This is a genomic window from Acidisphaera sp. S103, assembly GCF_009765975.1.
GTDB lineage: Bacteria > Pseudomonadota > Alphaproteobacteria > Acetobacterales > Acetobacteraceae > Rhodopila.
In genome coordinates this window covers 37,307-62,475 of sequence record NZ_LMUJ01000072.1, presented here as the reverse complement: position 1 = coordinate 62,475, position 25,169 = coordinate 37,307, and the positions used below count along the sequence as shown (strand labels likewise).

The 25,169-nt window shown below is 62.3% G+C and carries 20 protein-coding genes, 2 tRNA genes and 2 pseudogenes; 10 read left to right on the top strand and 14 right to left on the bottom strand.

Translation table 11 applies throughout. The annotated features are described in order from the left end of the window. Positions 1 to 244: 244 nt before the first annotated feature. Together GSQ89_RS25430 and GSQ89_RS25425 are read right to left on the bottom strand one after the other, a co-directional pair. Complete coding sequence (locus GSQ89_RS25430; protein WP_158930518.1) at positions 245 to 2,305, bottom strand: FUSC family protein; 2,061 nt, start codon at positions 2,303 to 2,305, stop codon at positions 245 to 247. A 6-nt stretch (positions 2,306 to 2,311) separates the two neighbouring features. Next, on the bottom strand, positions 2,312 to 2,746 hold the full coding sequence (locus GSQ89_RS25425; protein WP_158930516.1) for a nucleoside deaminase: 435 nt from the start codon (positions 2,744 to 2,746) through the stop codon (positions 2,312 to 2,314). 78 nt (positions 2,747 to 2,824) lie between these two features. On the opposite strand from GSQ89_RS25425, the gene GSQ89_RS25420 reads away from it, so the two are divergent. Next, positions 2,825 to 2,899, top strand: a tRNA-Thr gene (locus GSQ89_RS25420). Positions 2,900 to 2,976: 77 nt separating this feature from the next. Continuing rightward, positions 2,977 to 3,039, top strand: a tRNA-Gly gene (locus tag GSQ89_RS25415). A 401-nt stretch (positions 3,040 to 3,440) separates the two neighbouring features. On the opposite strand, the gene GSQ89_RS25410 is transcribed toward GSQ89_RS25415, so the two are convergent. The 3 genes from GSQ89_RS25410 to GSQ89_RS25400 form a co-directional block, all read right to left on the bottom strand. Next, positions 3,441 to 3,686, bottom strand: a complete 246-nt coding sequence (locus GSQ89_RS25410; RefSeq protein ID WP_158930514.1) for a M48 family metallopeptidase — start codon at positions 3,684 to 3,686, stop codon at positions 3,441 to 3,443. A gap of 2 nt (positions 3,687 to 3,688) precedes the next feature. Beyond that, positions 3,689 to 6,025 carry a nitric-oxide reductase large subunit gene (locus tag GSQ89_RS25405; RefSeq protein ID WP_158930512.1) on the bottom strand — a complete coding sequence of 779 codons (2,337 nt, stop codon included), beginning with the start codon at positions 6,023 to 6,025 and terminating at the stop codon, positions 3,689 to 3,691. A 74-nt stretch (positions 6,026 to 6,099) separates the two neighbouring features. Beyond that, a complete protein-coding gene (locus GSQ89_RS25400; protein WP_158930510.1) occupies positions 6,100 to 6,576 on the bottom strand; it encodes a hypothetical protein in 477 nt (158 codons plus the stop codon). A gap of 172 nt (positions 6,577 to 6,748) precedes the next feature. Here GSQ89_RS25400 and GSQ89_RS25395 point away from each other — a divergent pair, with 172 nt between their 5' ends. From GSQ89_RS25395 to GSQ89_RS40260, 5 genes are all read left to right on the top strand, one after another. Then, the gene (locus tag GSQ89_RS25395) at positions 6,749 to 7,456 is read left to right on the top strand and encodes a Crp/Fnr family transcriptional regulator (protein WP_158930508.1); all 708 of its coding nucleotides are present in this window, start codon (positions 6,749 to 6,751) and stop codon (positions 7,454 to 7,456) included. Positions 7,457 to 7,821: 365 nt separating this feature from the next. Continuing rightward, the gene (locus tag GSQ89_RS25390; protein ID WP_158930506.1) at positions 7,822 to 9,372 is read left to right on the top strand and encodes an ABC transporter substrate-binding protein; all 1,551 of its coding nucleotides are present in this window, start codon (positions 7,822 to 7,824) and stop codon (positions 9,370 to 9,372) included. Positions 9,373 to 9,403: 31 nt separating this feature from the next. Further along, positions 9,404 to 11,023, top strand: a complete 1,620-nt coding sequence (locus GSQ89_RS25385) for an FAD-dependent oxidoreductase (protein ID WP_158930504.1) — start codon at positions 9,404 to 9,406, stop codon at positions 11,021 to 11,023. Continuing rightward, on the top strand, positions 11,020 to 12,354 hold the full coding sequence (locus tag GSQ89_RS25380) for an MFS transporter (protein WP_158930502.1): 1,335 nt from the start codon (positions 11,020 to 11,022) through the stop codon (positions 12,352 to 12,354). The genes GSQ89_RS25385 and GSQ89_RS25380 overlap by 4 nt, the downstream gene beginning before the upstream one ends. Positions 12,355 to 12,509: 155 nt before the next feature. Then, positions 12,510 to 13,034: a DDE-type integrase/transposase/recombinase gene (locus GSQ89_RS40260; protein WP_158930500.1), complete on the top strand. Its 525-nt coding sequence runs from the start codon at positions 12,510 to 12,512 to the stop codon at positions 13,032 to 13,034. A gap of 94 nt (positions 13,035 to 13,128) precedes the next feature. Here GSQ89_RS40260 and GSQ89_RS25370 read toward each other — a convergent pair. After that, positions 13,129 to 14,345 (bottom strand): annotated as a pseudogene (locus tag GSQ89_RS25370) (ABC transporter substrate-binding protein). A 392-nt stretch (positions 14,346 to 14,737) separates the two neighbouring features. Beyond that, positions 14,738 to 16,165, bottom strand: coding sequence for a trypsin-like peptidase domain-containing protein (locus GSQ89_RS25365; protein ID WP_158930498.1), 1,428 nt, complete (start codon positions 16,163 to 16,165; stop codon positions 14,738 to 14,740). A gap of 282 nt (positions 16,166 to 16,447) precedes the next feature. Between GSQ89_RS25365 and GSQ89_RS25360 the strand changes: the two genes are divergently transcribed. Then, complete coding sequence (locus tag GSQ89_RS25360; protein WP_158930496.1) at positions 16,448 to 16,894, top strand: hypothetical protein; 447 nt, start codon at positions 16,448 to 16,450, stop codon at positions 16,892 to 16,894. A 550-nt stretch (positions 16,895 to 17,444) separates the two neighbouring features. Here GSQ89_RS25360 and GSQ89_RS25355 read toward each other — a convergent pair. From GSQ89_RS25355 to GSQ89_RS40255, 3 genes and pseudogenes are all read right to left on the bottom strand, one after another. Next, positions 17,445 to 18,052: pseudogene (locus tag GSQ89_RS25355) on the bottom strand (IS6 family transposase). A gap of 200 nt (positions 18,053 to 18,252) precedes the next feature. Further along, positions 18,253 to 18,831: a chloride channel protein gene (locus GSQ89_RS38715; protein ID WP_216856388.1), complete on the bottom strand. Its 579-nt coding sequence runs from the start codon at positions 18,829 to 18,831 to the stop codon at positions 18,253 to 18,255. Then, positions 18,765 to 18,989: a chloride channel protein gene (locus GSQ89_RS40255; protein ID WP_371734292.1), complete on the bottom strand. Its 225-nt coding sequence runs from the start codon at positions 18,987 to 18,989 to the stop codon at positions 18,765 to 18,767. The genes GSQ89_RS38715 and GSQ89_RS40255 overlap by 67 nt, the downstream gene beginning before the upstream one ends. Positions 18,990 to 19,004: 15 nt before the next feature. Here GSQ89_RS40255 and GSQ89_RS38710 point away from each other — a divergent pair, with 15 nt between their 5' ends. Next, positions 19,005 to 20,057: an ABC transporter substrate-binding protein gene (locus tag GSQ89_RS38710; protein ID WP_371734291.1), complete on the top strand. Its 1,053-nt coding sequence runs from the start codon at positions 19,005 to 19,007 to the stop codon at positions 20,055 to 20,057. Positions 20,058 to 20,060: 3 nt separating this feature from the next. On the opposite strand, the gene GSQ89_RS25340 is transcribed toward GSQ89_RS38710, so the two are convergent. From GSQ89_RS25340 to GSQ89_RS39810, 4 genes are read right to left on the bottom strand one after another with little or no spacing between them, the layout of a single operon-like run. Beyond that, positions 20,061 to 21,122, bottom strand: coding sequence for an LLM class flavin-dependent oxidoreductase (locus GSQ89_RS25340; protein WP_158930492.1), 1,062 nt, complete (start codon positions 21,120 to 21,122; stop codon positions 20,061 to 20,063). A gap of 18 nt (positions 21,123 to 21,140) precedes the next feature. Continuing rightward, entirely contained in the window at positions 21,141 to 22,367 is a 1,227-nt protein-coding gene (locus tag GSQ89_RS25335) for an acyl-CoA dehydrogenase family protein (protein WP_158930490.1), read from the bottom strand. Positions 22,368 to 22,420: 53 nt separating this feature from the next. Continuing rightward, positions 22,421 to 23,761 carry an LLM class flavin-dependent oxidoreductase gene (locus tag GSQ89_RS25330; RefSeq protein ID WP_158930488.1) on the bottom strand — a complete coding sequence of 447 codons (1,341 nt, stop codon included), beginning with the start codon at positions 23,759 to 23,761 and terminating at the stop codon, positions 22,421 to 22,423. Next, on the bottom strand, positions 23,761 to 23,889 hold the full coding sequence (locus GSQ89_RS39810) for a hypothetical protein (protein ID WP_256367343.1): 129 nt from the start codon (positions 23,887 to 23,889) through the stop codon (positions 23,761 to 23,763). Before GSQ89_RS39810 ends, GSQ89_RS25330 begins: the two co-directional genes overlap by 1 nt. A gap of 142 nt (positions 23,890 to 24,031) precedes the next feature. Here GSQ89_RS39810 and GSQ89_RS25325 point away from each other — a divergent pair, with 142 nt between their 5' ends. Continuing rightward, positions 24,032 to 25,006 (top strand): TauD/TfdA family dioxygenase, encoded by a 975-nt coding sequence (locus GSQ89_RS25325; protein WP_158930486.1) that lies wholly within the window; start codon positions 24,032 to 24,034, stop codon positions 25,004 to 25,006. The last annotated feature ends 163 nt before the right edge of the window (positions 25,007 to 25,169 follow it).

Genomic DNA, 25,169 nt, shown 5'->3' with positions numbered 1-25,169 from the left:
CTCCGCCCATCGCTTGTTCTGATGGTCATGGGGCTTAGCCTGGCCACCCACGACATTCTATCCGAAACGCGGCCAAGGCATGGATGGCCCGACCACAACACGGGGCAGGTCATGCCCTTATCGCAACCCCCGTGCGCCTCAACACCCTCCGCACCACCAGCGTCGGCGGCCCTGAGAACCCGCGGCGGACACGGGGAGGGGTCTTAAAGCCCTCCATGACGCCTTGCAGCCCTTCGCCCCGCCCCTATCGCAGTCGCTCCATCGCCCCCGCCATCAGCTCGATCTGTCGAGCCAATCGCGCCAACGTATCATTTTCCGTCCCGCCGGGCCGAGGCGGCAGGTCCGTCCGTCCCGACGCCAGCAGCCGCATCGACATGCCGATCCAATCCCGCCACACCCGCAAAACCGGCGCCGGCGTGCCCGAGGCCACCAGGGGATCGTGCTGAAGCCGCGCCAACCGCCCGGCGCACCGCCGTAGCGCCGCATCGACCACCATCGCCGCCTCCAGCGCGTCCCGCTGCTTTGTCCCCGGCTCCAGCAGCGCGCGCGTGATCAGTGCCTCCAGCGCATTGCTCGCCACCCCTGCCGCCCGTCGAGCCGGCCCAAGGGCCGCACCGGTGGAGTCGCCCAGCAGCGCGGAGAAATCCGCCTCGGCATAGGCACCGTGCGCGGCGATCGCGTTCTTCACCTCCGCCGCCACCAGATCCGGCTCCCGGCTCGGCCACAGCGCGAAATTCGCGCCCACGGCGATCAGCCCGCCCAGGATGGTGAACGCGGCGCGGACGAAGGCGATCATCCATTCGTCGGTTCCGGGCGTGCCAGTTTCCACCAGCAGTACCACCAGCGGCGTCAGCGCCATCATGAACAGCCCGAAACTGACCGCCCGCACCGCGAACGCCAGCATCGCCAGTGGAAACATCGCCCCCGCGATCGCCAGCGGAGTCGTGCAAACCAGTCCCACCACCGCGGCAACGATTCCGCCGGCGGCGGTGCCGGCAATGCGCTCGATCGCCCGCGTATAGGTCAGCGAATAGTATGGCTGCATTGTCGCCACCACGGTCATCGTCAGCCAGTGATCGTACGGCGTGAACCAGAACATCGTGAACGCCAAAGGCAGTGCCGAGACAACGCCGGTGCGCACCGCATGGCGCAGGGCAGGGGACTTCCAATCCAGATTCGCCCGCAGCGGCCGTATCATCTGAGGCCAGAACGGCATCGCTCGCCCGCTGGCATCGACCCCCGGAGCCAAGTTCGCCGGCACCGCCAGCGTATGCGCGATCCGCAGCCGCTCGGTGATCCGGTCGACGATGGCCCACAACGGCGCGCCATCCGGCAGGGCACCCAATCCCTCCACGATCGCGTCGATAGACCGGTCGATGCGGTGATGCGCATCCGGATCGTCGGTGACTATGCCCCGGCCGAGGATCAGCAACAGCGGCCGCATCCGCCGCAACACCCGCTCTGCCACGTGCCGTTCGGACGGTGACGCGTGCTCCAGCAGATCGCTCAGCGCGATCAGGCTGCCAAAAATCTGGTCTGCCGTCTCCAGCCGGATCACCGCCTGGGCGGCTCGATTGCTCACCGCCCCGCGTGCGCGCAGCGTGTCCATGACGACTGTCCTGGCGGCCTCGATCGCGTCGCGGGCGGCGCGCCGATGGATACGGGCATGGGCCTCCCACGCGGCATCGGAGATGGCTGGCGCCCGCACCAGCGCGTGCAGGTCGCCGGCCAGCTCGGATAATTTGCGATACGCCTCGCCGACCGCCCGCCGAGCCGGCAGGAACGGATGAATGCGCCATATCACCATGGTCAGCAGAATCGCCCACAGTGCCCCGGCGATGAACGAAGCCGCCAAGATGCCGGCCTCCGTCAGGCTGGAATTGCCCCGGTCCAGCGATAATATCTGCACCGTCGCCAGCAACGCGCCCAACTGCTGCGGCGCCTGGCCGTAAATCCGCACGAAGGAAGAGCAAAACAGCCCGAACACCCCCAGCGGCAGCGCCACCGCGGGGCCAAATTCCCGCAGCAGACCGAACCCAGCCGTCACGGCCGCGCCCAGCAGGGCAAATGTCAGCAGCACCGGGACACGCCGGCGGATCGGCCCGCCCGGGTCGCAGATGCAGGTCAGCAACGCCGCCAACGCTGCCTCCCGCAACGGCGCGAACGCCAGATATTCGTTCAGCGCAATGATGACCGCCACCGAAAGCCCCGCGCGAATGCCCTCCGACAGGCTGATTGCCCGAGCGTTGACGACGATCGGCAGGCGCGCGAGGTCTGGCGCACTGGAAAAGGAAGCTGACGGCATGCCGGCTTATTGCCGCTTCGCCTGGAAAAAGTCGCGCAGCAATGTCGCCGCTTCCGTCTCGCGCACGCCGCCGACGATGTCGGGACGGTGGTGGCAGGACGGCGCGTCGAATATTCGGGCGCCGTGATCGACTCCACCGCCCTTGGGGTCGTAGGCGCCGAAGATCAGCCGGCGGACACGGAACAGGCTGATGGCGTGGGCGCACATCGGGCAGGGCTCCAGTGTGACGACCAGGTCACAATCCGGCAGGCGAGGGCTTTTCCGGATTGCCGCGGCGGCCCGCAATGCCAGGATTTCCGCGTGCGCGGTGGGGTCGCTGTCGGCTTCGGTCCGGTTGCCCGCACCTGCGATGACCTCGCCGTCGGGGCCAAGAACCACGGCGCCGACCGGGATTTCACCGCGCTCGGCGGCCGCCCTGGCCTCGTCGAGCGCGTTTTGCATCGGGTCTGGGATCATGCGGACGGTTATAGCTGGTTGCTTGCGGTGCGGGGGGACTGTATAGCGTGGCCCGCACATGCTGCCGGCGTAGCTCAGGGGTAGAGCAACTGATTCGTAATCAGTAGGTCCACAGTTCGATTCTGTGCGCCGGCACCAGCTAAATCAAAGCATTAGCCGGCCGCTACCGTTCTAGGATTCCTATTAGAACGGTGGTTGCTGGCGCCACCCAGTTTGCGGAGGGCTGCAGCACAACCTTGCCAAGGTTGGGGTCGAGGGTTCGAATCCCTTCGCCCGCTCCCGATTTTCTAAATGAAATCAAGGGATCAGGAGTGGTCCTTCGGGGCCGATTCTGCTTCCCCGTCCCCGGCACGAAAGCCGGGGAAGCAGTAGAAAGCAGGAAGTAGCGGGTTTTCGGCTACCTTCGGCATGTATGCAGTCCCTAAAGCCCGGTTTTCCGCCCGCGCCGGAGGGTGTGATGAAAACGGCCGCGCAGCAGGGCGAAGGCTTGCGCTGGGCGTCGTCGGGCTTCCCCGAAGGCCAAAGTAAGGGTGATTTTGCTTCCCCGGGCGCTTCCCCCGCGCCGGCTGCGAGGCGGATACGAAGCTCATCGTTCAGCACTCCCGCTTGCTAGGCGCATCGGCAGGACCAGCCGCAGAGAATCTGGCAACCGCTCGATGATAGTGGTCCGACAGCCATCTCAACGCAACGAACTTTCCAATTCCGCCTTTCGGGTCATCCAATCAGGCATCACAGTGTCGAGGAGGTTGCGCCAGCCCTCGCCGTGGTCTGGATAAAAGGCATGCGCCAGTTCGTGGCAAATCACGTAGTCGATCAATCGCGGACTGGCCCGCACCAGGTCCACATTGAGCACTATGCGCCGATTTGAGGTGAAGCTTCCCCATCGCTTTGACATCGGCCGGATATCGAGCGTGCGGCTGGTCATTGTCATTCCGCCGGTTCCGAAGCCGACAGCAGCGGCTTGCGGAAGATCAGACGATCGACCGCCTGCGGATAGAGCGGGCGCAGCTTGACGATAAAGTCCCACGCCATCAGCAACGCGCCGACCGCAAACAGCACATCGCCCGGCAGCCGCATCCACTGCCAAAACAGGGTCGTGTCGTAGAAGGTGCTGCTGCGGGCGTAGGCAAGGCCATGCTCATAGACGGCGTCGAGCTGCGCCCAACCGATCGGGAAGAAGTTGAGCAGTATCCACAGCACCAGCCCGCCATTGTAGAGCCAGAAGGCCCACAGCCCGACCTTCTCGCTGAAGCGCTGCCGATCGGCGGCGATGTACCGCAGGCAGAAGTAGATCAGCCCGATCGCCAGTTCGCCAAACGCGCCGAACAGCGCGGTATGGGCATGGTTGAGCGTCAGGAAGGTGCCGTGCTCGTAGTAGTTCACCAGCGGCGCATTGAGCGTGCCGCCGCCGAACACGCCGGCGCCGACGAAATTCCAGAACGCCGCCCCGATGACATAAGTGTAGGCCAGCCGGTATTTGAACTCCTGATGCGCCTTGATGAGGCGGTAGTGATTGATCGCCTCGATGATCAGCAGCACCAGCGGCAACACCTCGATGAAGGAGAACATGCTCCCCATCGGCACCCACATGCTGGGACCGCCGGCCCAATAAAGGTGATGGCCGGTGCCGATGACGCCGCCGAGGAAAATCAAGATGATCTCGAAATAGGTCGCCCGTTCGGCGAGCTTGCGGGAAACCAAGCCAACAGACATCAGGAGATAGGCGCTCATGGCGGCGGCGAAGAACTCGAAGGACTGCTCGACCCAGAGATGGACCACCCACCAGCGCCAGAAGTCGGTGAGCGTGAAAGACTTCTCGATGCCGGTGAGCGGGATCATGCCGAACACGTAGAGGACAGCAATATTGATGGTGGAAGCCCAGATCAGGTGCTCCATGCGGATGCGCCCGGTCCAGAACTGGCCCGCCGCCGTGCGCCAAAGCGCCGTGCCCGGCCACAGCGCGCGCATCACCAGCAGGCTCCACAGCGCCAAACCGATGAAGAATCCGATCTGCCAGAAGCGCCCGAGCTGGATGTAGGAGAGACCCTGGTTGCCGAACCAGAACCAGTTCTGGTCGATTACCCCCATGATGCCGAGATAGTCGCCGATCAGCGCACCCGCCACGACCAGCAGCGTCACCCAGAACAGGAAATCCACCAGCCAGTGCTGGCCTTTCGCTTCCTGGCCGCCGGCGATGGCGGGGGCGAGAAATAGCGCCGCCCCGATCCACGACAGGCCGATCCAGACGATCGGCGCCTGGATATGGACGTCGCGCAAGAAGTTGAAGGGTAGGAGGTCGTTGATCGCGATGCCGTAGAAGCTCGTTCGATCATAATAGGAGTGCGCCATGATCGTGCCGGCCAGGATCTGGACCAGCAGCAACGCGGCGACGACAAGAAAATATTTGCCAATCCGCTTCTGGCTCGGCGTCAGCGGCCGGAAAGTCGCCAGCACCGGATCCATCGGCGCGGCGTCGGGGTTGTTCAGGAAGAATTCGTAGATGAACAGCACCACGCCAAAGGCGAAGAAGGTGAAGCAGAAGCTGATCCAGGTCCACCGGAAGGTGTTGGTGGTGGGGGTGTTGCCGACCAGCGGTTCAAAGGGCCAGTTCTCCGTCCAGGACCAGGTTACGCCCGGCCGCCGGGCGACTGTCGTAAGCGCGGAAAATACTAGGAAATCCGCGGTCTGGCGCGCGAGTTGCGGGTTCAGGCTGTAGGCCGGCGTCCAGCCCGCAGGAGGATTGGCGACGTTGAGCGACTTGGCGAGATCATCGCGCACACTGACGATGGCGGCCGCTACGGGCGGCGGCAGCACCACTTCTGTCTTCGTCAGATCAATGCTCTGCAGATCGTGCTGCATGACCGTGGTCGCCGCGGTCTGCTGGTCCGTGGTGAGTACCGCGAACGCCTTCCTGGTAGTCGCCATGGCGACATTGTTCTGCGTCTCCGTGCCCAGCCGCACCAGGGTCGAGGCGGTGTAGTCCTCGCCATAATAGGAGCCCATGCCGTAGAGGCTGCCGTAATCCATCAGGTCGGCTTTCTGGAAGCCGCCTTTGCCGGCCACGATGTCGTCGTCCGTCATCAGCACGGTCCCGTCCGTGGCGACGAAGCGCTCCGGCTGCGGTGGTGCTGTGCGGTAAGTCTCCACCGTCGCCCAGGCAAGCAGACCAAACGTGGCGATGGCGACGACGAGCAGCACCCATTTGAGAACGTTGCTGACGGGATCTTCGACCGGCGGGTCGATATGCGCCGCAGTCAGCGTCATGATGTCAGCCCTTGCTCAAAATCCATGGTCCGCTCTCCCCACGCATTTGCCGGCCGGCCACTCGTGGCCGGTATTCAAAAGATCGACCATCCCTGGCTGCCTGCCACCGCGCCCAGGATCGTCACCACGCTCAGCGCCAGCAGCAACCAGTGCGCCCGGTGCAGCCGGGCGAAGGCGACCTCCGGCTGCGCTGTCGCCCAGAGGCGGAAACGGCGGTGCAGAATGAATGGCTCGGCGATGAACAGGACGAAGGCGAACAACAGCCACAAGCAGACCATCGCGTGCATCCACCAGAAGCCGACGGTGCGGAAGCGATCCCACAGATCGAGCCGCCACGTCATGTAGAAGCCGGTCAACCCGACCAAGACAATTGCCGTGCGAGCCTGCCAGGCGAAGCGATGTTCGAAGGCCTGAAAAGCTTGGAACTTGTCGGACCCAAGATCGCCATGGCGAACCGCCGGCAGCGCCACCGTCGTCGCCATCGCGACGCCGCCGATCCAGATTACGACGGCCAGCACATGCAACGAGCGGGCGACAATGACGTCATCCATCATCCCGCACCCGCCCCAAAGGGAGAGGATCACCCGCTTTGGCACTGCGAACCCGCGATTCCATAGGTTTGCCTCCAGCTTTTCCAAAGAAATTTACGACGCTGCTGACCCGATGTGTTTGCGCTGGAGCAAACTGCTGCTCTTATTCCAGATCAGCGGGTAAGGTCTCCACATGATCAGAGATGCCCAGATGCCTCCGCAAACACTGGCTGCGATGGACCTATTTCGGGAACTGCCGCCCGCCGCCCTCGAAACGGCGGCGACCTGCGCGCGCGTGCGTCGCGTGCCCAAGGATATGTGCATCTTCAACCAGGGCGATGACAACGTTCGCGCTCACGCCGTCATCGAAGGTAGCGTCCGGATAACTCAATCAGGCAGCGACGGCGCCCAGGTCGTGATCCGCTTCATCGGCCCTGCCGAGATGTTCGGGACGGTCGCGCTCTTCACAGACAAACGCTATCCGGCCGACGCCATCACCCTCGCCGAGACCACGGAAGCGAGTTGGAGCGAGGACGAACTGATGAGGCTAATGGCCCGCTATCCGCAAATCGCCATTAACGTTATCCTTATCATCGGCAAGCGCCTGCAGGAGGCGCAAGACCGCGTTCGCGAACTCGCCACGCAGCGTGCGGAGCGGCGCGTCGCCCACGCGTTACTGCGGCTCGCGCGCCAAGCCGGGCACAGCACCGTCGATGGCACGGTAATCGGGTTCCCGTTGCGGCGAAGAGATCTGGCTGACATTGCCGGCACGACGCTTCACACCGCCAGCCGCATCCTGACAGGCTGGGAAAAAGCGCGGCTGCTGACGAGCCACAATCAGCATCTTACTATTCGAGACACGTCGGAGATCCTGCGGATCGCGGAGAACGCGACCGACTGACGCGGCGCATCGATATTGGGTTTGCGCGGGCGCCAGCCGGTCATCGAGGACCGATCGAACGGCAGCCTGTAGCAGAAGAAGTCCTCGCCGCGGAGCAACTGGTAATAGGGGTTCTTCAGTCACCGCTCGCACAGCATCTCGTCGGACAGGTTCTGTCCGCACCTCGCCTACTGTGGTGCGTCGCACCAGGCGCTTGCGGCGAAGCGCGTCCTATGTCGCCGTTCAGTGCAATGTCAGCGTCGTGCCGCCCGCTATTGGCCAATCCGGCGAAATGCCGATAGATTCACGGTCGTCAACGAACGCCCAGGGATCTCTGCCAACGTCCGCGGACCCGGATCCAATACACACATCAAGGCTACCCATCCATGAGCACACAGCCCGTGATCGTTCCAGTTGGCACGATCCGCCAGAAGCTGGATAACGACGATCCCAACTACATCTTTGCGCCCGATCTATATATGAATTTGGCACTCAGCTACGACTCGCTGGCAGCACCGGGCGTATCCACGGGACGCGACGGCGTGATGGAGCCGCGCTATGACATGATGCAGCCGCGGCTTGCGACCGCGTGGGAGGAGCAGGCGAACGGCGACTGGATCGTAAGCCTGCGTCCCGGCATCCGCAGCCATGCCGGCAACGAATGGTGTGCCGAGGACATCGCCTGGGTGTTCGAAAAAGTCACCGCACAGGGCGTCATGGCGTGCTGGCGCTGGCGCGAGGTGGTCGGTGTGACCCAGGTGGAGATCCTCGACCGGCATCGGTTGCGGTTTCACCTGCGCAGTCCGTATCCGCATTTTCCCAACTGGCTGATTTCCGTGTCGCCCAACATGGTCGATTCGACAGCAATCCAAGCCGGCAGTTCGGCAGAGGATCCTTGGGGTATTGAGTGGCTGAATAGCCATGTCGCTGGTTTTGGTGCTTATGAGCTGACGTCCATGGATGCCGATCGGTTGTGCTTCTCCGGCCGCAACGAGTACTGGATGGGGGCGCCAGAGGCGGGTGCGGTCGAGGTGCAAAAGGTAGGCTCACGCGCCGAAGCGATCCGTATGCTGGATGAGAATCGGCCCGTGGTGTTGGCCGGCCTGATGCCTGATGAGGCGGTGGCGTTGCTGAAGCGTGACGACCTGACCGTGCTGCGGACCTGGGCGGGGCATAACTCGGTGGAGATCGATTTCACTGCCGCACCATTCGACGATGCGCGGGTCCGCCAGGCGCTGGCCTTCGCAACCCCGGTCGAGCAGATCATGGCCGACGGCATGTTGGGCCAGGCTCGGCCGTGGCGTAGCCCGGTGAAGGGGTTTAGCCAATGGTATTCCGGTGCCGGTTGGCGCTTTGACCAAGACATTGCCAAGGCCCGGACGCTGCTGAAGGAGGCGGGATTTGGCAGCGGCCTGGCGAGCGATTTCTACGTCGATCCACGCCGGCCGTACAACGTACGGATCGCGGAGATCATCGCGGCGGCCTGGCGTCAGGCCGGCATCGAACTGGTGATGCGCGACATCAACGGCATGCCGGATGGTTGGCTGCCACCGTTGTTTCTACGCACCGAATGCGCTCACAATCTGTCTGAACCGTTCTACGATCTGGCGCACGATTATGCCGCGATGAACCCGGTGTTCCCGCTGCCGGGCGGCCCGACGAATGTCGGTAACTGGCGTCCCAGGTGGAAGAAGAACCCGGGTGCGGTCGAGCGGTTTGGTGCGTTGCTGTGCGAGTGCGACCGCGATCGTAAGCGCGAGCGGTTTGATGATTTGCAGTCCTGGCTGGTGGATTTCGGCTCGTCTGTGTTCATTGCGGAAGGTCATCAGGTAATGGTCGCAAATCGCCATGTGCCGGCGTCGTTGATCGCGCCGGAATCGCGGTTTTTCCAGGCGCTGAACCATCAGAACTGCACCACGAATTACCTTCCGCGCTAAAGCGTCGCGGTCGAAACGCTGGGGGAAACACATGCCGGAAAACGAAAAATATGATGTCGTGGTGATCGGATCGGGGGCCGCCGGCATGGCATGCGCTGTCGCATCCGCCGAACTCGGGCTGTCCTGCCTGGTGCTGGAAAAGGCCGAGAAACTCGGTGGTGGGACTGCGATTTCGGCCGGTGCGCTTTGGGTCGGGGCCAATCACCTCAACGCCGCGGCCGGCGGCAGCGACAGTCCGGCGGAGGTGATCGATTACCTGCGTTATGTCGGTGCGGGCGGGCTCGATGCTGGCCGCATGCGGACTTTCGTTGAGGAGGCGCCGGAAGCGCTGAAATTCTTCGAAGCGTGTGGAATCCCGTTTCAGTTGACGCAGCGCATCGACCATTACGGCATGGCGCCCGGCGCGAAGGCCGGCGGCCGGATCGTCGACACGCCACCGATCGCTGGTGCCGATCTGGGTGAATACCGGGATCGCGTGTTGCTGCCGGCTGGCCGGTTGTTCCGCCATAGCGGCAACGCAATGATGAAACTCGGAGGGCCGAACAACTTGGCCGCCTGGGACGAGACGCTGTTGACAGAGCATGAGGGGCAAGATTTGCGTGGTTTCGGCGCCGGTCTGGTCGCCTGGTTCGTGCGGCTTGCGGCGGCTCGGGGTGTCGGGATCCGTACCGGCGCCGCGGTCGAGCGCCTGACCACTGAAAACGGCCGCGTCACCGGCGTAGTCACCACTGCCGGCGAGCGGATCGAGGTTCGGCGTGGCGTCGCGATCGCCTGCGGCGGTTACGAGTCCAACCCCGACCTGGTCGCCAATTACGAGGCCTTGCCGGGTTTTCAGTCGATGTTTCCCGATTCCGTCACCGGCGACGGCCTGGTCATGGCCACCGAGATCGGTGCCGCCGTGCGGGTGATCGGCAATAATCTGTCGGTGTTCATGGGATTCCGTAACCCCGATGATGCGCCGACCGGCGGCAACGCACCCTGCCGCCTGTCGGGCACTCAGGAACTGACAGCGAGACATACCATGGTGGTTAACCGCTATGGACGCCGTTTCACTGACGAGACTTTCTTTCAGGCTGCGGCACCTAGTCTGCGTGTGTTCGATGTCGACACGCGCGAGCAGCCGAACCTGCCCTGCTTCCTCATCTTCGATGCCCAGTACGCACGCGGCCACTCCTTCGCCGGTCGCAAGCCGGGTGCGCCCATTCCGTCGTGGGTCGCCAGCGGTTCAACATTGAGTGCCGTGGCTGAGGCCCTGGGGATTGACCCGGCCGGGTTGCAGGCGACCGTGGACCGCTTCAACGCGGACGCTCGCCAGGGTACCGATAGCGCGTTCCATCGCGGCGAGACGGCGCGCGGCCTGACCCGATTCGCGCCCGGCGCCACGCTTGGTCCCATCGAGCAGGCGCCGTTTTACGGCATCGAGCTGCATCCGACCTCGCTGGCCTCGGCAGGCGTTCTGGCCGACCAGCGCGCGCGGGTCCTGCATGTGCGCGGCATGCCGATCCCCGGGCTGTACGCGATTGGCAACGCTGCCGCTCGGACTGAAACCGGGTCTGGTTATCAGACGGGATTTTCGCTTGCCTCCGCGATGACGTTCGGGTTGATCGCCGCGCGCGATATGGCGCAGACCAATCGAGGGACCGGCACATGAGCGCAGCGCCGGCCGCCGGCTTCGGACCGGCTATGCAGGATGCGCTGTTCCGCAAGCTATTATGGCGGCTGGTTCCATTCCTGTTCTGTAGCTACGTCGTTAGTTCGCTGGATAGGGTGAATGTCGGTGTCGCCTCGCTGACCATGGCCAAGGATATCGGCCTGGGCTCCGCCGCACTGGGGCTGGGGTTCGGCATTTTCTCCGCCGGGTACGTCTGCTGCGAGATTCCCAGCAACCTCGCCATGCATCGCTTTGGCGCGCGCATATGGATCGCCCGTATCATGATCACCTGGGGCCTGGTGTCGATGGGCACGTTCCTGGTGACCAACGCCTACAATTTCTATGCGGCGCGCTTCATCCTGGGCGTCGCCGAGGCCGGCTTTGTGCCGGGCATCGTCTACTACCTGACGCTGTGGTTTCCGGCGGTCTGGCGGGCGAAGGCGATGGTCGCGTTCCTGGTGGCAATACCGATCAGCGTGGTGATCGGATCACCGATTTCCGGAGCGCTGCTGGGGATGGAGGGGATTTGGGGCCTGCATGGCTGGCAATGGCTGTTCATCATTGAGGGCAGCCCTGCCATCATCCTAGGCGTGATGTGCCTGTTCGTGCTGACCGATCGGCCAGGGCAGGCGGCGTGGCTGACCGGGGCTGAACGCGACTGGCTGCAGGGGGTGCTGGCACGCGAAAGCGAAGCGATGGAACGGCGGCAGAGCTTCACTGTCGCCCAGGTGCTGACCAATGGCAGGGTCATCACGCTGTGCGCCATCAATTTCTGCTACATCGTCGGCAACCAGGGGATCGGCATCTGGATTCCGCAACTGGTCAAGGGCTTTGGCCTGACCAATCTGCAGGTCGGCTTTGTTACTGCCATCCCATTCCTGTGCGGGTCGATCGGCATGATCCTGTGGGGGCGTCATTCCGATCGCATGCAGGAACGCACATGGCACGTCGCCGGTGCCGGACTGGTGGCCGCCGCGGGATTGGCAGCCAGTGCTGCCTTCGCTTCGGCCTCGTTGTCTCTCGTTGCGTTGACCATCGGTGTGACCGGGATTTTTTGTTTCTTCGGCACGTTCTGGGCGATCCCGCCGTCCTTCCTGACCGGGCGGGCGGCGGCGGCGGGCATCGCCATGATCATTTCGGTCGGCAACTGCGGCGGACTGGTCGGCCCGTTTATCGTTGGCTGGACGCGAGAACTGACCGGCAGTTTCACGCTGGGCTTCGTCGCCATGTCCGGCTTCTTCGTGGTTGCGTCGTTGTTGATCGTTGCACTGCATTTCGTGGCCCGCATTCACGAAGTCAGCCTGCCGGTGGATCAGGCGGCCATCGATTGACCACCGACGGGAGAGATGATCGGCCAAATTCGAACAGAGCGTAAAGCGGTGTCGCTGCCTCCTACGAGACTGTCCGTCGCTGGTGTAGGAAATTCGCCGCCAGCTTCGCCGACCGCCTACAACGGCCCCGGCCCCGGACTGGCGACAAGTGGCACATGGATGAAGTCTTCATCCGCATCCTGAGCGTGGAGCATTACCTCTGGCGCGCCGTCGATCAGGATGGCGTCGTACTCGACATACCGGTTCAGGCCCGGCGCGATGCCCAGGTGGCCAAGCGTATGTTCAAGCGGCCGCTGACGGGTTTGCAATATGAGCCGGGGGGCAACTGTGGCCGACAAGTTGCGCAGCTACAGCGTCACTCAGAGTCAAATGCTTCCTGGCGTCGAACATCCACACAGCCAGTATCTCAATGGTCGGGCCGAGGACTCACGTTGATCGACATGACGACGAGAGCGGCAGATGCAGCACTTCAAATTGTCCCGGCAAGCTCAGGGCTTTCTCCTTGCCTGCGCCCTCATTTACGGCCACTTCTGCCTCCGCCGACGCCACCTCGCATTCGCTGGCATCACGAGCTCCGGTCGAACGTCTTCAATGTCTGCATCAGGAAACGAGCACCGAGAACGCAGCACAACCGGCACCGCCGGATAATCCTGGTCCCCACACTGTCCGCCTTGGGTTAAGGTGACAATGCCCCTAAAATTACCTGCGGCTTCTGATAGGCTTCCGCTCGATAGAGCGGCCGAGACTGACGGACTGCCTCCGCGCCGGAGCCATTCACGTGTGCACGATTGGACAGTGCCCGTCAGCAAGTGGCCGGAACGCTTCGTCGCCGCCGATCGTGCGCAACACCTTGTAGTAGTCCCAATCGTAGCGACTCTCGGAGGGTGACTTCACCTGGAATAGATACATCGGGTGCAGCACACGGCCGTCGGCCCGGACGGTGCCTTTGCCGAAGAGCGGATCGTCGGTCGGCATCGCCTTCATCTGCTGCACAATGGCACGTCCACTGTGCGCGTTTTCGATCCCCAGTGCCGCAATCGCCTTCAGGCAGTGGGTGTTGGCGGCATAATCACCCGCCTGGACCATTGATGGCATCCAGCCGTTCGCCCGCGCGCTGTAGCGCTTGCCATAGGCGCGTGTGCCTTCGTTCAGGTCCCAATAGAATGCTTCAGACAGGAACAGTCCCTGCGCGGTCTCCAGCCCTCGCCGTGCAGGTCCGGCAGCATCATCAGCAAGGCCGCCAATTGAGTGCCTTTCGCGGTCAGCCCGAATTCGTGCGCCTGTTTCACGCAATTCACGGTGTCGATGCCGCTGTTCGCGAGGCCAATGACCTTGGCGCCGGAGGAAGAAGCCTGCACCAGGAAGGATGAAAAGTCGGTGGTTTCCGGAAATGGGGTAAATACGGTACCCAGCACTTTGCCGCCCGCCTCGGCGACGAACCCAGCGGTATCGGTCGCGAGTTGGTGGCCGAACGCATAATCGGCAGCGACAAAATACCAACTGGCGCCGCCCTGCGCTACCAGCGCGCCGCCGGTGACTTTGCCGGCCGCCCAGGTGTCATGGGTCCAATGCACGTGGTTGGGGCCGCAGGCGGAGCCCGTCAGCGCCGAACTGGCAGGACTGGTGAACAGCGCGACCTTATCCTTCTCCTTGACCAGGTTGGCGATCGCCAGTGCAGCGGCGGAATTATTGATATTGGAGACGATGTCGACTCCCTGGCGATCGAACCAATCGCGCGCGACCGACACGGCAAGATCGGGCTTCGATTGGTAGTCGGCCGACAGAACCTCGACTTTTATGCCCGGGTGCGTCGCCATGAAGTCTTCCGCGGCGAGTTGCGTGGCGATCACCGAACCAGGGCCATTGGACGCGGAGTTGGGGCCGTTGAGGTCGGTGAGTACGCCGATACGAATGGTGTGGCTGCTTTGGCCGTAGGCGCTGCGCAGCGGCAAGGCGGCGGCAGCCGAAAGCAAGGTGCGGCGGCGGATCATTTTGGACGACTCCCGATTTTTCTGGCACCCAGGCTGCCCTTAATAATCTTGGGGGTCCATGGGACGGCCGGCCTTCGATTGCGGGAGCATGCGAACCGGCTGGACTCGTTACGATTCCAATGCGACCAGGTGATCGGGGTTTGCGAGGTGGAAGCTGGGATAGCGACGCGATCGCCGCGATGTCGTGCGCCGCCATACGGGTGTTCAGTTGCTGATGATACGGCCCCCATTCGATGATTTTCGGCTTTGCCACGATTTTTGCCGGCACGAACACTGACGGAACCGGATTGACCGCTCTCCAGCGTTAGCACCGGCATCGCCGGCTGCCCGTAGGCCTAGCGGAGACCGTTGCGTTGCGGTCTGATCGAGGATCCCAGCCCGCGGGTCGCAAGCTAACCCAGGCTCAGGGCGAGCCAGCGCAGCCCGTCGGCATTGTGCACGAGCAGTGCGACGTAGCGACGCTGCTGCTCGCGGGCGAGTGACACCTGCCGAACCACATCATTGGGTTCAGCGACTTTTGCCTGCTGGACCTCGACGATGACGTCGCCGACGCTGATCCCCGCGTCCGCGGCTGTCCCGTCCGAGGCGACCTGTGTCACGACGACACCGCTCTGATCACCGCCGATGCCGAACGTACGGCGTGCGGTATCGTTGATCGGCCTCAAGGTCCAGCCAGGGTCGGAGGGGTTCGCGGCCGGTGCGGGAAGGGCCGGCGGCGGCGATGCCAAAGACGGAAGTTCCTGCACTGTCGCCACGACCACTTTGGGTTCCTCGTTGTGCCAGACCAGCAGATTGACAGCAGTCCCCGGAGGCGTTCGCGCAATGGCCCGTGCGAGCGCCCGCACGTCTTTGACGTCCATATCGCCGTATCGCAAAATGATGTCACCGGCGATGATACCGCATTTGGCGGCAGCGCCCCCCTCCTTCGTTCCGCCGACAATCACGCCTTCGGCTTTCGGCATGTTCAATGCATCCGCGATTCCCGGCGTGACCTGCTGAAGACGGAAGTCGAGCGTACCCACCTTCATGACGCCGCCACTTCGCAAAGCAGCAGCGACAATCTTGACGTCGTTCGATGGGATGGCGAAACCGAGACCTATCGAGCCACCAGATGTTCCCGCCGCGAAGATCGCGGTGTCCATGCCGATCACTTCCCCTCGCATGTTGAACAGGGGGCCACCGGAATTGCCGTGATTGATGGCAGCGTCGGTCTGGATGTAATCGTCGAACGGCGAGTCGCGAATATCGCGATTGAGGGCGCTGACGATGCCCTGCGAGACCGATCCTTCAAAGCCGAGCGGATTGCCGATTGCAAGCACGGGGTCAGCTACGCGTACCGCGTCGCTGTCGCCAAATCGGACGGCTGGGAGCGGCGGGCCCCGCGTGACTTTGAGCAGTGCGACATCGATCTGGCTTGCCTGGGCGAGCACCGTCGCGTGCAGCAGCGTGTTGTCCTCGAGCGTGACAAGGATGTTGGTCATCCCCTCGACCACATGCCTGTTGGTGACAATGATCCCGCTTGGATCGATGATGAAGCCGGAACCGAGAATCCGGGTGCTCCGCTGTGCTGTCGCTTTCGCCGGTTGTCCTGGGGAGCCATTTCGTGTCGGGGTCCCCGCCGCCGCGCCTGTGGCTGAACTGACATCAGCCGGCAGAGCGGCAGGTGAGCTTGGCGGCCGTAAACCGGAGATGCTGACGACCGCGGAAAGATCCTGCAAGACGACATCGGGAGTGCTCGGGCCCTCGTCGCCGCGGGCATGAGGGACGCCGCACAAGAGCGTCGCCACGAGCGCGGATAAGCAAACTGTCAGTCGCGGCATGGTTTATGACTCCTTGGATGAAGGGCGCGAAACCCTGATTTGAACAAGACCGTCCGGTGGTGCGATTTATTCGCGGCGATCAAAAAAATTTTGTAGCCCCATACCTACATCGCAAAAAAATCCTGCCGACGCCGAATAAATCTTGGCTGGCCACGGTCTCTATAGCTGCCAGAGGCAAACCCAAGGGGTCCGATTGGACGGGCGTTGCTAACAACCAAACGCGTACTCCGTGAGTCGATTCTGGCGAATAGACACGATCAACTCTCTGCTGAGGAATTTGCTATGAAAACGATCCGACTCTCGATAATCGGAATGGTTGCCGGATTGCTGACATCGGTGCCGGCATTCGCTCAAGTCCCAACTGGTTCGGGTGCCTCTGGGGTAACCACGGTTGCCAAGCAGCACACCGATGGTGGGGATTCGCCGGACAATCCAAGGGCGACCGACGCGGCGGCCGCTGCCTGGCACAAGCAGCACACCGATGGTGGGGATTCACCGGACAATCCAAGGGCGACCGACGCGGCGGCCGCCGCCTGGCACAAGCAGCACACCGATGGCGGGGATTCACCGGATAACCCAAGGGCGACCGACGCGGCGGCCGCTGCCTGGCACAAGCAGCACACCGATGGTGGGGATTCACCGGACAATCCGCACGTGTTTCATAAGTCGACCGCTCAAAGCGCTGGTCACAGCGACTTTCAAGCGATAAATGTTGCAATTACGGTATAACAATAACACCTCTGGGATCAGAGGCGATCAGACGGCAGCAGTCAGCGGCGGTTCTTCTGCCGATGATTGCTGCCAGTCAGACCGGCGTATCAACGAAATTTGCCGCGGCTTGACTTCGACAGTCGCGATTAGTTTCCGTCAGCGCTAAATGACCGTGATGAGGAAAGGTCGGACGGACCGATGGAATGTATTTGCATGCGGGTCGGCTTCCGTTTCGGAGCGGCGCGAGCGCACTCTCAGGGCTGCCGGCGGTTTCGTTGTCGCGCTTGCGGCAAACAGTTCAATGAGTGGAGTGCTTGCTTATTGAAGCGAACACAGTATCCCAGCGATGTCATCGCCCCCGTGGTGTTCTGGCGCCTGCGCTATAAGCTTGCCCTGCGTGATTTGCCAGGGATGTCTTCGAACCATCTCGGTCGCCGCGGTGGCGCTACAATGCGGTCGTCGCCATGCCTGGGGTATTCGAAATCTTGAATCCCCACCATGCACTGTTGTCGGGGTTCTGTCGTAAAATTTCGTCGTGGACGTGTGAGTTCCGCAGGGATGACAGCCCTTATCCCGCCAACGAATAAAATTGCCGAGCCGGGCACGCCACGCCTGTCGGCAGCAGTAGGCCCTTCCGGATCATGTGCATGAGTTCGATGCCGGCAAGCGTTACCGCGGCAAACCAGAAGGACTTGAACCCTGGCATCGGCCGTACCTGAGTACCCACCTCAGTCTCGGCGTTCTGGCTTTCGATCGCCGCGACGGCGGTGCCGCTCTTACCGATCGTGATCTTCTCGGGTGTTTCATTCCTCTTGATCGCCTTGCGTAAGAACCTTAGCGCTGCGTTGCGATCCCGCTTGGCGGTCAGCAGAAAATCGGCTGTGGCACCGGCCTTGTCGACGGCCCGATGCAGGTGCTTCAGATTCCCTTGATCTTCACATAGGTCTCGTCCATTCACCGGCCGAGCCCTACCGGGCGTTTGCGTACTCGAAATTCCTGCTCCAACTGCGGAACGTACTTTAGCACCCATCGATTGAGGGTTGCGTGGTCAACCTCAACGCCGCGATTCGCCATCGTTTCCTCAAGCTGACGGTAGCTGATCGGATACGCCACATACAAACGGGCCGCCCACAGGATCACCTCCCGTTCGAAGTGACTGCCCTTGAACTCAACCATTGCCACTTGCCCACCAAAATCGCTCCCGGCAAACGTAAGCCAAGCGAATCAGTCGGCCAACTTTACGACAAACCCGTTACCTAACCGTGTAGGTTCGCGAGCGGAGGCAACGGCGCTCCCGGCCCTCCATCAGGAGGCTCAGAGTTGTAGTTTAGGCTGGGCAAAGGGGCTTCTAGCGAGCGCGCGGTGGCAAGGAAGTTCTAGGACAGAGCGTGATAGACGCCCTCCGGGAAGACCAGCCGCGACGTCGCGTAGCCGATGAAGGCCGCGGTCATCATTGGGATGACCATTGCGTGGTCGTTGGTCATCTCCGTGACGATGACGAACGCCGTGATTGGCGCCTGAACCACGCCTGCGAAGTAGGCCACCGTTCCGAGCAGGACCACCGCCGCCACGGGCGTCCCGGGAAAAAGGCCTGAGACGTTGAACCCGATCCCCGCACCAACCGCCAGAGAAGGGGAGAAGATCCCGCCCGGGATCCCGCTGATCGAAGCCAGCGTCGTTGCAATCATCTTCAACAAACCAAAGGACTGCGGCAGAGGCACGCCATGGTCCAGGAGCGCCTTGACCTGGCCGTAGCCGGTGCCATAGATCGTGTCCCCGGAGGCGAGGCCACAAACAGCCGTGTCCAATGCGCACACCAGGGCGAACAGAATTGGATGACGACTGACCGCTCGCCTCACTGCTCCTGGAAGTCCCGCGGCCACTTCGATCAGGATGCGGCTGAATATACCCCCGAGCAGCCCGCCAAGGACACCGCATACAGGCGCGGCAGCCATCCGGATGCCACGTGCAGCGTCGCCGCAGTCGTGCCGAAATAAGTGTAATCGCCGAGCAGAGTCAGAGAAGTCAGGCCAGCGGCAATGATGCCGACAATCAGCAAGCCGCTGGAGGCGACGTCGAAGGCTCGGCTCATCTCTTCAATTCCGAATACGATGCCGGCCAGTGGTGTATTGAAAGCCGCGGCGATACCGGCCGAGGCCCCGGCCCGTATCGATTTCTCAAGGACGAGTATGTCTCGGGCGCTTTCATTGCTTACACGAAGTTTGACGACTACGTTCCCCGGCAGGAGCCGCCCGACTGGTCCACCGGTGGCAAGGTCGCGCATATGGAACGGGTGGAATGGCGTTTCATTCCGGATGCGGCCACGGCCGCGGCAGTCTTGCAGAATGGCGAGGTAGACTGGTGGGAGCAGGTGCAGGCGGATCTGGTGCCGTTGCTGAAGAAAGATCCGGACGTAAAGCTGGGAATTTCGGACCCCACCGGCAACATCGGCTACATGCGCTTCAACCATTTACAGGCGCCGTTCAACAGCGTGAAATTGCGCCGCGCCGTGCTGAAGGCGGTCAATCAGGACGATTACTTGACCGCGGTCGCAGGCGGCGATCCGGAACTGTATCGCCAATGCCGGTCAGTGTTTCCCTGCGGCACGCCGTATGCCACGGAAACAGACGCCCCGCTCTACAAGGGGGATATCGAGGGCGCCAAAGCCGACATCGCCGCGTCCGGCTATAATGGAGAGAAGGTGGTCATCATCAATCCCACCGATTTTGCCAGCATCGCGCCATTTGGTGACGTCACCTACGATTTGTTTCGCAAGCTCGGTCTGAACGTCGAGATTGCCGAGACCAATTGGGGTACAGTGGTTCAGCGCCGCACCAATCGAGAGTCGGTGGACAAGGGTGGTTGGTCGGTATTTCATACGTGGTGGACCGGCTCATCGACCGCAAATCCGGCGGTCAGCGCGCCGTTGCGCGGGCAGCGCAGTACCTGCTGGTTCGGTTGGTATGAAAACGCGAAAATCGAGGCGTCGACGGCACAATGGTTGCAGGCAAAGAGCGACCCTGAACGCCTTCGGCTGACCAATGCGATCCAGGCTGAGGCTTTCGATACGGTTCCCAGCATTCCGCTCGGGGAATTTTTTATCCGATCGGCTTATCGCAGCGATCTGGTGGGCTTGTTGGAAGGAACCGCAACCTACTCCTGGAATGTCCGGCGCGGATAAAGCTCAAGCAGCGGTTTTGGTCAGCCGATCGACGCGGGGACGAACCTCATTGGCGAATCGCGCCATTTCAGCCTCGAAGGGTTGGAACTGCAGCATGAAGGTTTCAATTCCAAGGTCAGCGAAATGCCGGATTCGTGCCGCGACGGTGTCGTAGCTGCCGACCAGGCCGGCGGCCGTGCCGCCATTGCTGCCGAACGCGGGATTGCGCGCGAACGTCTTGAACATCACGGCCTTCGGGTCGGTTCGGCCCGCCATTGCCTGACGCAGCGGCGCATCCTGCTGGGAAAGACTGAACAGATAGCGTAGTTCATCCTCGGCCTGGGCGGTTGTCTCGCGTGCAACGACGAAGGCCGACAAGGCGAAACGAATGGGCGTTTCATGCCTGGGACGTGCGGCGACGGCACCAATGAGGCGGCGAACATCATCCGGCGGCTGGCCATTGATGAACCAGATATCGGCAGTATCCGCGGCAAGGGCCTGTGCCTGTTCCGATTCGCCGCCGGCATAGATGATGGGCCGTTCGCGATACCGTCCCACCGGGCGGATTTGATAGTCTTCGATGTTGAAATGGTTGCCAGCGAAATTGACCCGATGGCCCCGAAACAGCGCCCGGACGACCTCAATCCATTCCCGTCCGTAGGCATATCGATCATCATGGTCAGCAAACGCGATACCTGCTCGTTCCAGCTCTGGCTTGAACCAGGCGTTCACGAGGTTGATGGCGAAGCGTCCGTGACTGATCTCCTCAATCTGGCTTGCCATCTTGGCCAGCACCACCGGATGGAACAGATATGGCTTGATCGCGGCGATGATCTCGATCCGGCTGGTCACGGCGGCGAGTGCCGTGCTCGCCGTCCAAGTCTCCAACTGATCGCGCTCGTCATCGCGGGGATTGAAGAGATGTTGGGCGACCAGCGTTGATTCGAAGCCGAGGGATTCTGCCTGCAGCACAAGGCGCTTGTTGCGCTCCCATGAGGCGTCCGGCGGATCCTGTGGGTGGAAGAAGGATCCGGACGCACCATAAACCTGCGTCCATATTCCAAAGCGTAGGTCGTACTGTGGCATGTGATCGGCTCCGTTGCGCTATTCAGCAGCGATCTTCTCTTCGGCGAACCACGTCAGTGGCGGCGGCGTGCCGTTCACGGCATAGTCACCGATGATTCTTTCTTTGTAGATGAGCGGATTATGTGACGACAGGGTCCGCGCGTTTCGCCAGTGACGATCAAATCCTCGGGAGCCGCGCGAGGCCGACGCACCGAGCGCATCGAACAAGATCGTCGCTGCGTCAAGGATGAGGCGCGGGACGACCACCTGCGCCTGGGCTACCTCGATCTCGGACAAAGCCAGGGCCAGGCCCGCGTCGGTGCCCTGTCCTGCTTCGAAGGCGGTCTGTGTGGCCTGTGCGGCCTTGGCCACGATGGCGCCGGCGGCATAGGCTAAGGCGCGCACCCGTCCGACGACTTGAAGCACTTGCGGGTCTTGGCGGGAGGCGGCGGCCGCGGCGTGCGAATAAGTGCGTGGCCGTTCCGCGACCGCTTGCGCGACCTCATTCGCCGCCGCCCGTCCGATGCCGGCCAACGTGGCGAGGTGGACAAGCTGGAAGAATGCGATGCGATACACGAACCGTTCGCTCGCCGGGCGGACCTGGTCGTCGTCGACCGGGCTGTCGGCGAATTTCGCTGTTCCGCTGCCGGTCATCTTCTGGCCGAAGCCGTCCCAGTCGTCGATCACATCGACGCCCTCGGCTCTGGTGGAAACCAGGGCCGAAACGGTATCGCCGTCGCCGTCGACAGCGCCGGCACCGATCCAGTCGGCAAAATACGAACCGGTCGTGTAGAACTTCTGACCGTTGATCCGCCAGTGATCCCCGTCCCGGGTCAGGGTTGTCGACAGCTTGCCGACCGTCTCGTTGCCGGTCTCGCTCCAGCCGCTGCCAACCGTTTCACCAGCGACGATCCGCTGATACCACCTGTCACGCCACGCCGTATCCGCGGTGTTCAGAAGATCTTCGACAAAGCCGAAATGCGCTCTCAGCGCCTGCGTCAGGTTGGAGTCGGCTTCCGCGAGTTCGGACAATAAGCCGAACAACTCGGGCAATGTGGCCCCCAGACCGCCGTGTTCGACCGGAATCCGAAGGGCCGTGAAGCCGGCTTGTCGCAACCAAGCGAGTTGGTCATGGGGCAATCGCCGTTCGCGGTCCCGTTGTACGGCCTCTGCGGCGATGCGCTGAAAAATCGGACGAAACGGTTCGGCGAGGCGGTCATAGGTCAGCGAGGGCGGAGTACCCCACGCGTTGGCGGCCATGGTCATGGACGCAAATCCTTGCTGTTCATTGTCGCTCCGGTTACTGTTATCAACGATGTTCAAGCTGCTGATGCGATCGTGCGCCGTTGTGCCGCGAGACTGTCGCCGGGCCGGACAAGACCGAAATGATCTCGTAAAGTATGACCGGTGTATCGGTGGCGGAAGATGCCCTTCCGTCGCAATATCGGAACGACATGATCGACGAACGTCTCCAACCCCTCGGGCAACACATCAGGCATCAGGTTGAAGCCATCGGCGGCGCCGCACAGGAACCATCGCTCGATATCATCGGCGATCTGTTCAGGTGTCCCGGTCAGCAAGCGGTGACCTGTGCCGCCGCCCAGCTTGCGTAGCAATTGCCGCAGCGTCAGACGATCCTGCTGCGCGACGCGAAGCGTGGCGGCAGCGAAGGTTTGCATGCCATGTTCCGGTATCGACACATTGTCCGGCAAGGGCCTGTCGAGTTCCAGACGATCGGGATCGATCTGCAGCAGGCCGGCGATGCGTCCAATGCTGTATTCAGTCGGCAGCAGGTCCCAGAGCGCTTGTTCCCGCTGCTTCACCTCGGCCTCCGTCGAGCCGATTGTTGTGGCCAGACCAGGCAGGAACACGATCGGCCCGGTGCGGCCGAAACGTTCGGCTCGGGTTCGGATGTTGCGGGCGAACTCCAGCCCATCAGCCTCGGTCTGGGCGACCGAGAAGATCGCTTCGGCATGTAGCGCGGCCAGGTTGCGGCCGTCTTCCGACCCGCCGGCCTGGATCAGCACGGGCTGGCCTTGTGGGGAACGCGGTACGTTTAGCGGACCCCGTACCTTGAAATGATGCCCGGCGTGCTGAATGGGGTGCACGCGGGCGACATCGACGAATTGGCCGGTAGCCTTGTCGCCGACCAGCGCGTCATCCTGCCAACTGTCCCAAAGCGCCTTTACAACGTGGCAGAATTCCGCAGCCCGTTCGTAACGGTCACGGTGCGCGGTGACATTGTCGAAGCCGAAATTGCGTGATGCGCCGGGATCGGCTGTCGTAACGACATTCCAACCCGTCCGGCCGCCGCTTGCCAGATCCAGCGTGGCGAACCGGCGTGCCAGATTGTATGGATCGTTGTAGGTTGAGGAGGCGGTTCCAATCAGGCCGATCCGATCGGTCGCGGCGGCGATGGTCGCCAGCACGATGGTCGGCTCCAACGCCTGGTAGGGGCGGTAGTCGGGACGGTCGGCAAAGCTGGGCGTGTCGGCCAGAAAGACCGCATCGAACGTGCCCCGCTCGGCGATCTTGGCCACTTCGACATAGTGCCGGACATTGACAAACGCAGCCGGGTCGCTGGATGGCGTCCGCCAGGCAGCGGCGTGGAAGCCGGCGTTAAGAATGTTGATGTTCAGATGCAGTTCGCGCCGGTCCATCAAAAGAAACCTAACCTGACGGGCTTGCGCGAAGCCAGCGGATGCATCCGATCCGTATCGGGCGCGGCAGCGGCTTTGGCGATCGGATCATAAATCTGTCGCAGTTCGGGCAAGGCGACGTCGTTCACGGCAATACCCCATGGTTCGTGCCGAGGCATCATATCATCTGGAATTTTCGTTGAACACATTTAACACGCAAAAAAAGCGTGTTTAATGTTGATTAGCGTCTAAGACGTGCGTAATGTATCTCCACACTCTGAGGAGGAAGACATGTCGTTAACGTTGGACCGGCCAGCCGTGACTTCGGATTTGCGATTCCATCCCACGACGGCGCTAATCGGCGCCGATGTAAGCGGCATTGACCTGCGCCACGAACTCGATGCAGAAACCGTCTCGCGTTTGCGGCAGGCGCTGCTGAAGTACAAGGTCCTGTTTTTTCGTGACCAGTCGATCGACGACGACCAGCAGATTCGTTTCACGCGTTATTTTGGTGCGGTCACGCCCGCGCATCCCGTCACCAACGGTCTGGAAGAACGCCCCGAGATCAAGGTCAACAAGCTGTTCGGCGGGATCCAGGAATATCCGACGTTCCGCCTGGACGCGGACCATCCGTTGCGGCCGGTATCCCGCTCGCGGAAGGGCAGGGGGTGGCACACTGATATCACCTTTGTCGCCAATCCCGCCGCGATCACCATTCTACGTGGCGTCGAAATCCCATCGTATGGCGGCGATACGGTGTGGGCGGATCTGGAGGCGCTGTATGACGGCCTGTCGACGCCGCTGAAGGGCTTCCTCGATGGGCTGCACGCGATCCACGTGCGTGATGATGCCGCGAACGGATTGCCTCGGCCGCCGCGTTATGATGGCCGAGCGCCCGGGCCGTTTGCATCGTTGCATCCGTTGGTCAGGATTCACCCCGAAACTGGCCGCAAGGCGCTGTTCCTTAGCACCGGCTTCATCAAGGCGATCGACGGATTGCAGCCCAGTGAAAGCGCCGCGCTACTGGATTATCTCAACGAGGAACTCAGCGGGCATGCAGACTACCAGGTGCGCTTCCGCTGGGCGCCCGGTTCCATTGCGGTGTGGGACAATCGTTCGACGAGCCATTTCGGACCAGTCGATGGGCCGCATCTGAAAGAGCAGCGGATCGTCCATCGCACCACAGTCGGCGGTGATCTGTCGATCGGCCCGGATGGTTTCGTTGCGCGTCCATTGGTGGGCGAGCTATTCAACACGATTTCCTGACGCGAAAAGCGGCAATCCAGACCTCGCCGGGAATGCTTGATGAGGATGGGCCGACGATCGGCGGCAAAATGCTCGGGGACCTGGTGGTCGACGCGCTGGAGCGTAAGGCACCGCCTGATCCCCGGCGGAGGAAGCGAACTCGACGACTGATCGCGTGCGCCTC

Bases quoted from the DNA above. Each gene is read 5' to 3' on its own strand.
- GSQ89_RS25385 (WP_158930504.1), top strand. From the start codon at position 9,404: ATGCCGGAAAACGAAAAATATGATGTCGTGGTGATCGGATCGGGGGCC.
- GSQ89_RS38715 (WP_216856388.1), bottom strand. From the start codon at position 18,831: ATGGCTGCCGCGCCTGTATGCGGTGTCCTTGGCGGGCTGCTCGGGGGT.
- GSQ89_RS25390 (WP_158930506.1), top strand. From the start codon at position 7,822: ATGAGCACACAGCCCGTGATCGTTCCAGTTGGCACGATCCGCCAGAAG.
- GSQ89_RS25365 (WP_158930498.1), bottom strand. From the start codon at position 16,165: ATGCCGCGACTGACAGTTTGCTTATCCGCGCTCGTGGCGACGCTCTTG.
- GSQ89_RS25430 (WP_158930518.1), bottom strand. From the start codon at position 2,305: ATGCCGTCAGCTTCCTTTTCCAGTGCGCCAGACCTCGCGCGCCTGCCG.
- GSQ89_RS40260 (WP_158930500.1), top strand. From the start codon at position 12,510: ATGGATGAAGTCTTCATCCGCATCCTGAGCGTGGAGCATTACCTCTGG.
- GSQ89_RS25405 (WP_158930512.1), bottom strand. From the start codon at position 6,025: ATGACGCTGACTGCGGCGCATATCGACCCGCCGGTCGAAGATCCCGTC.
- GSQ89_RS25410 (WP_158930514.1), bottom strand. From the start codon at position 3,686: ATGACCAGCCGCACGCTCGATATCCGGCCGATGTCAAAGCGATGGGGA.
- GSQ89_RS25425 (WP_158930516.1), bottom strand. From the start codon at position 2,746: ATGCAAAACGCGCTCGACGAGGCCAGGGCGGCCGCCGAGCGCGGTGAA.
- GSQ89_RS25360 (WP_158930496.1), top strand. From the start codon at position 16,448: ATGAAAACGATCCGACTCTCGATAATCGGAATGGTTGCCGGATTGCTG.
- GSQ89_RS25325 (WP_158930486.1), top strand. From the start codon at position 24,032: ATGTCGTTAACGTTGGACCGGCCAGCCGTGACTTCGGATTTGCGATTC.
- GSQ89_RS25340 (WP_158930492.1), bottom strand. From the start codon at position 21,122: ATGCCACAGTACGACCTACGCTTTGGAATATGGACGCAGGTTTATGGT.
- GSQ89_RS25380 (WP_158930502.1), top strand. From the start codon at position 11,020: ATGAGCGCAGCGCCGGCCGCCGGCTTCGGACCGGCTATGCAGGATGCG.
- GSQ89_RS25335 (WP_158930490.1), bottom strand. From the start codon at position 22,367: ATGACCATGGCCGCCAACGCGTGGGGTACTCCGCCCTCGCTGACCTAT.
- GSQ89_RS25330 (WP_158930488.1), bottom strand. From the start codon at position 23,761: ATGGACCGGCGCGAACTGCATCTGAACATCAACATTCTTAACGCCGGC.
- GSQ89_RS25400 (WP_158930510.1), bottom strand. From the start codon at position 6,576: ATGGATGACGTCATTGTCGCCCGCTCGTTGCATGTGCTGGCCGTCGTA.
- GSQ89_RS25395 (WP_158930508.1), top strand. From the start codon at position 6,749: ATGATCAGAGATGCCCAGATGCCTCCGCAAACACTGGCTGCGATGGAC.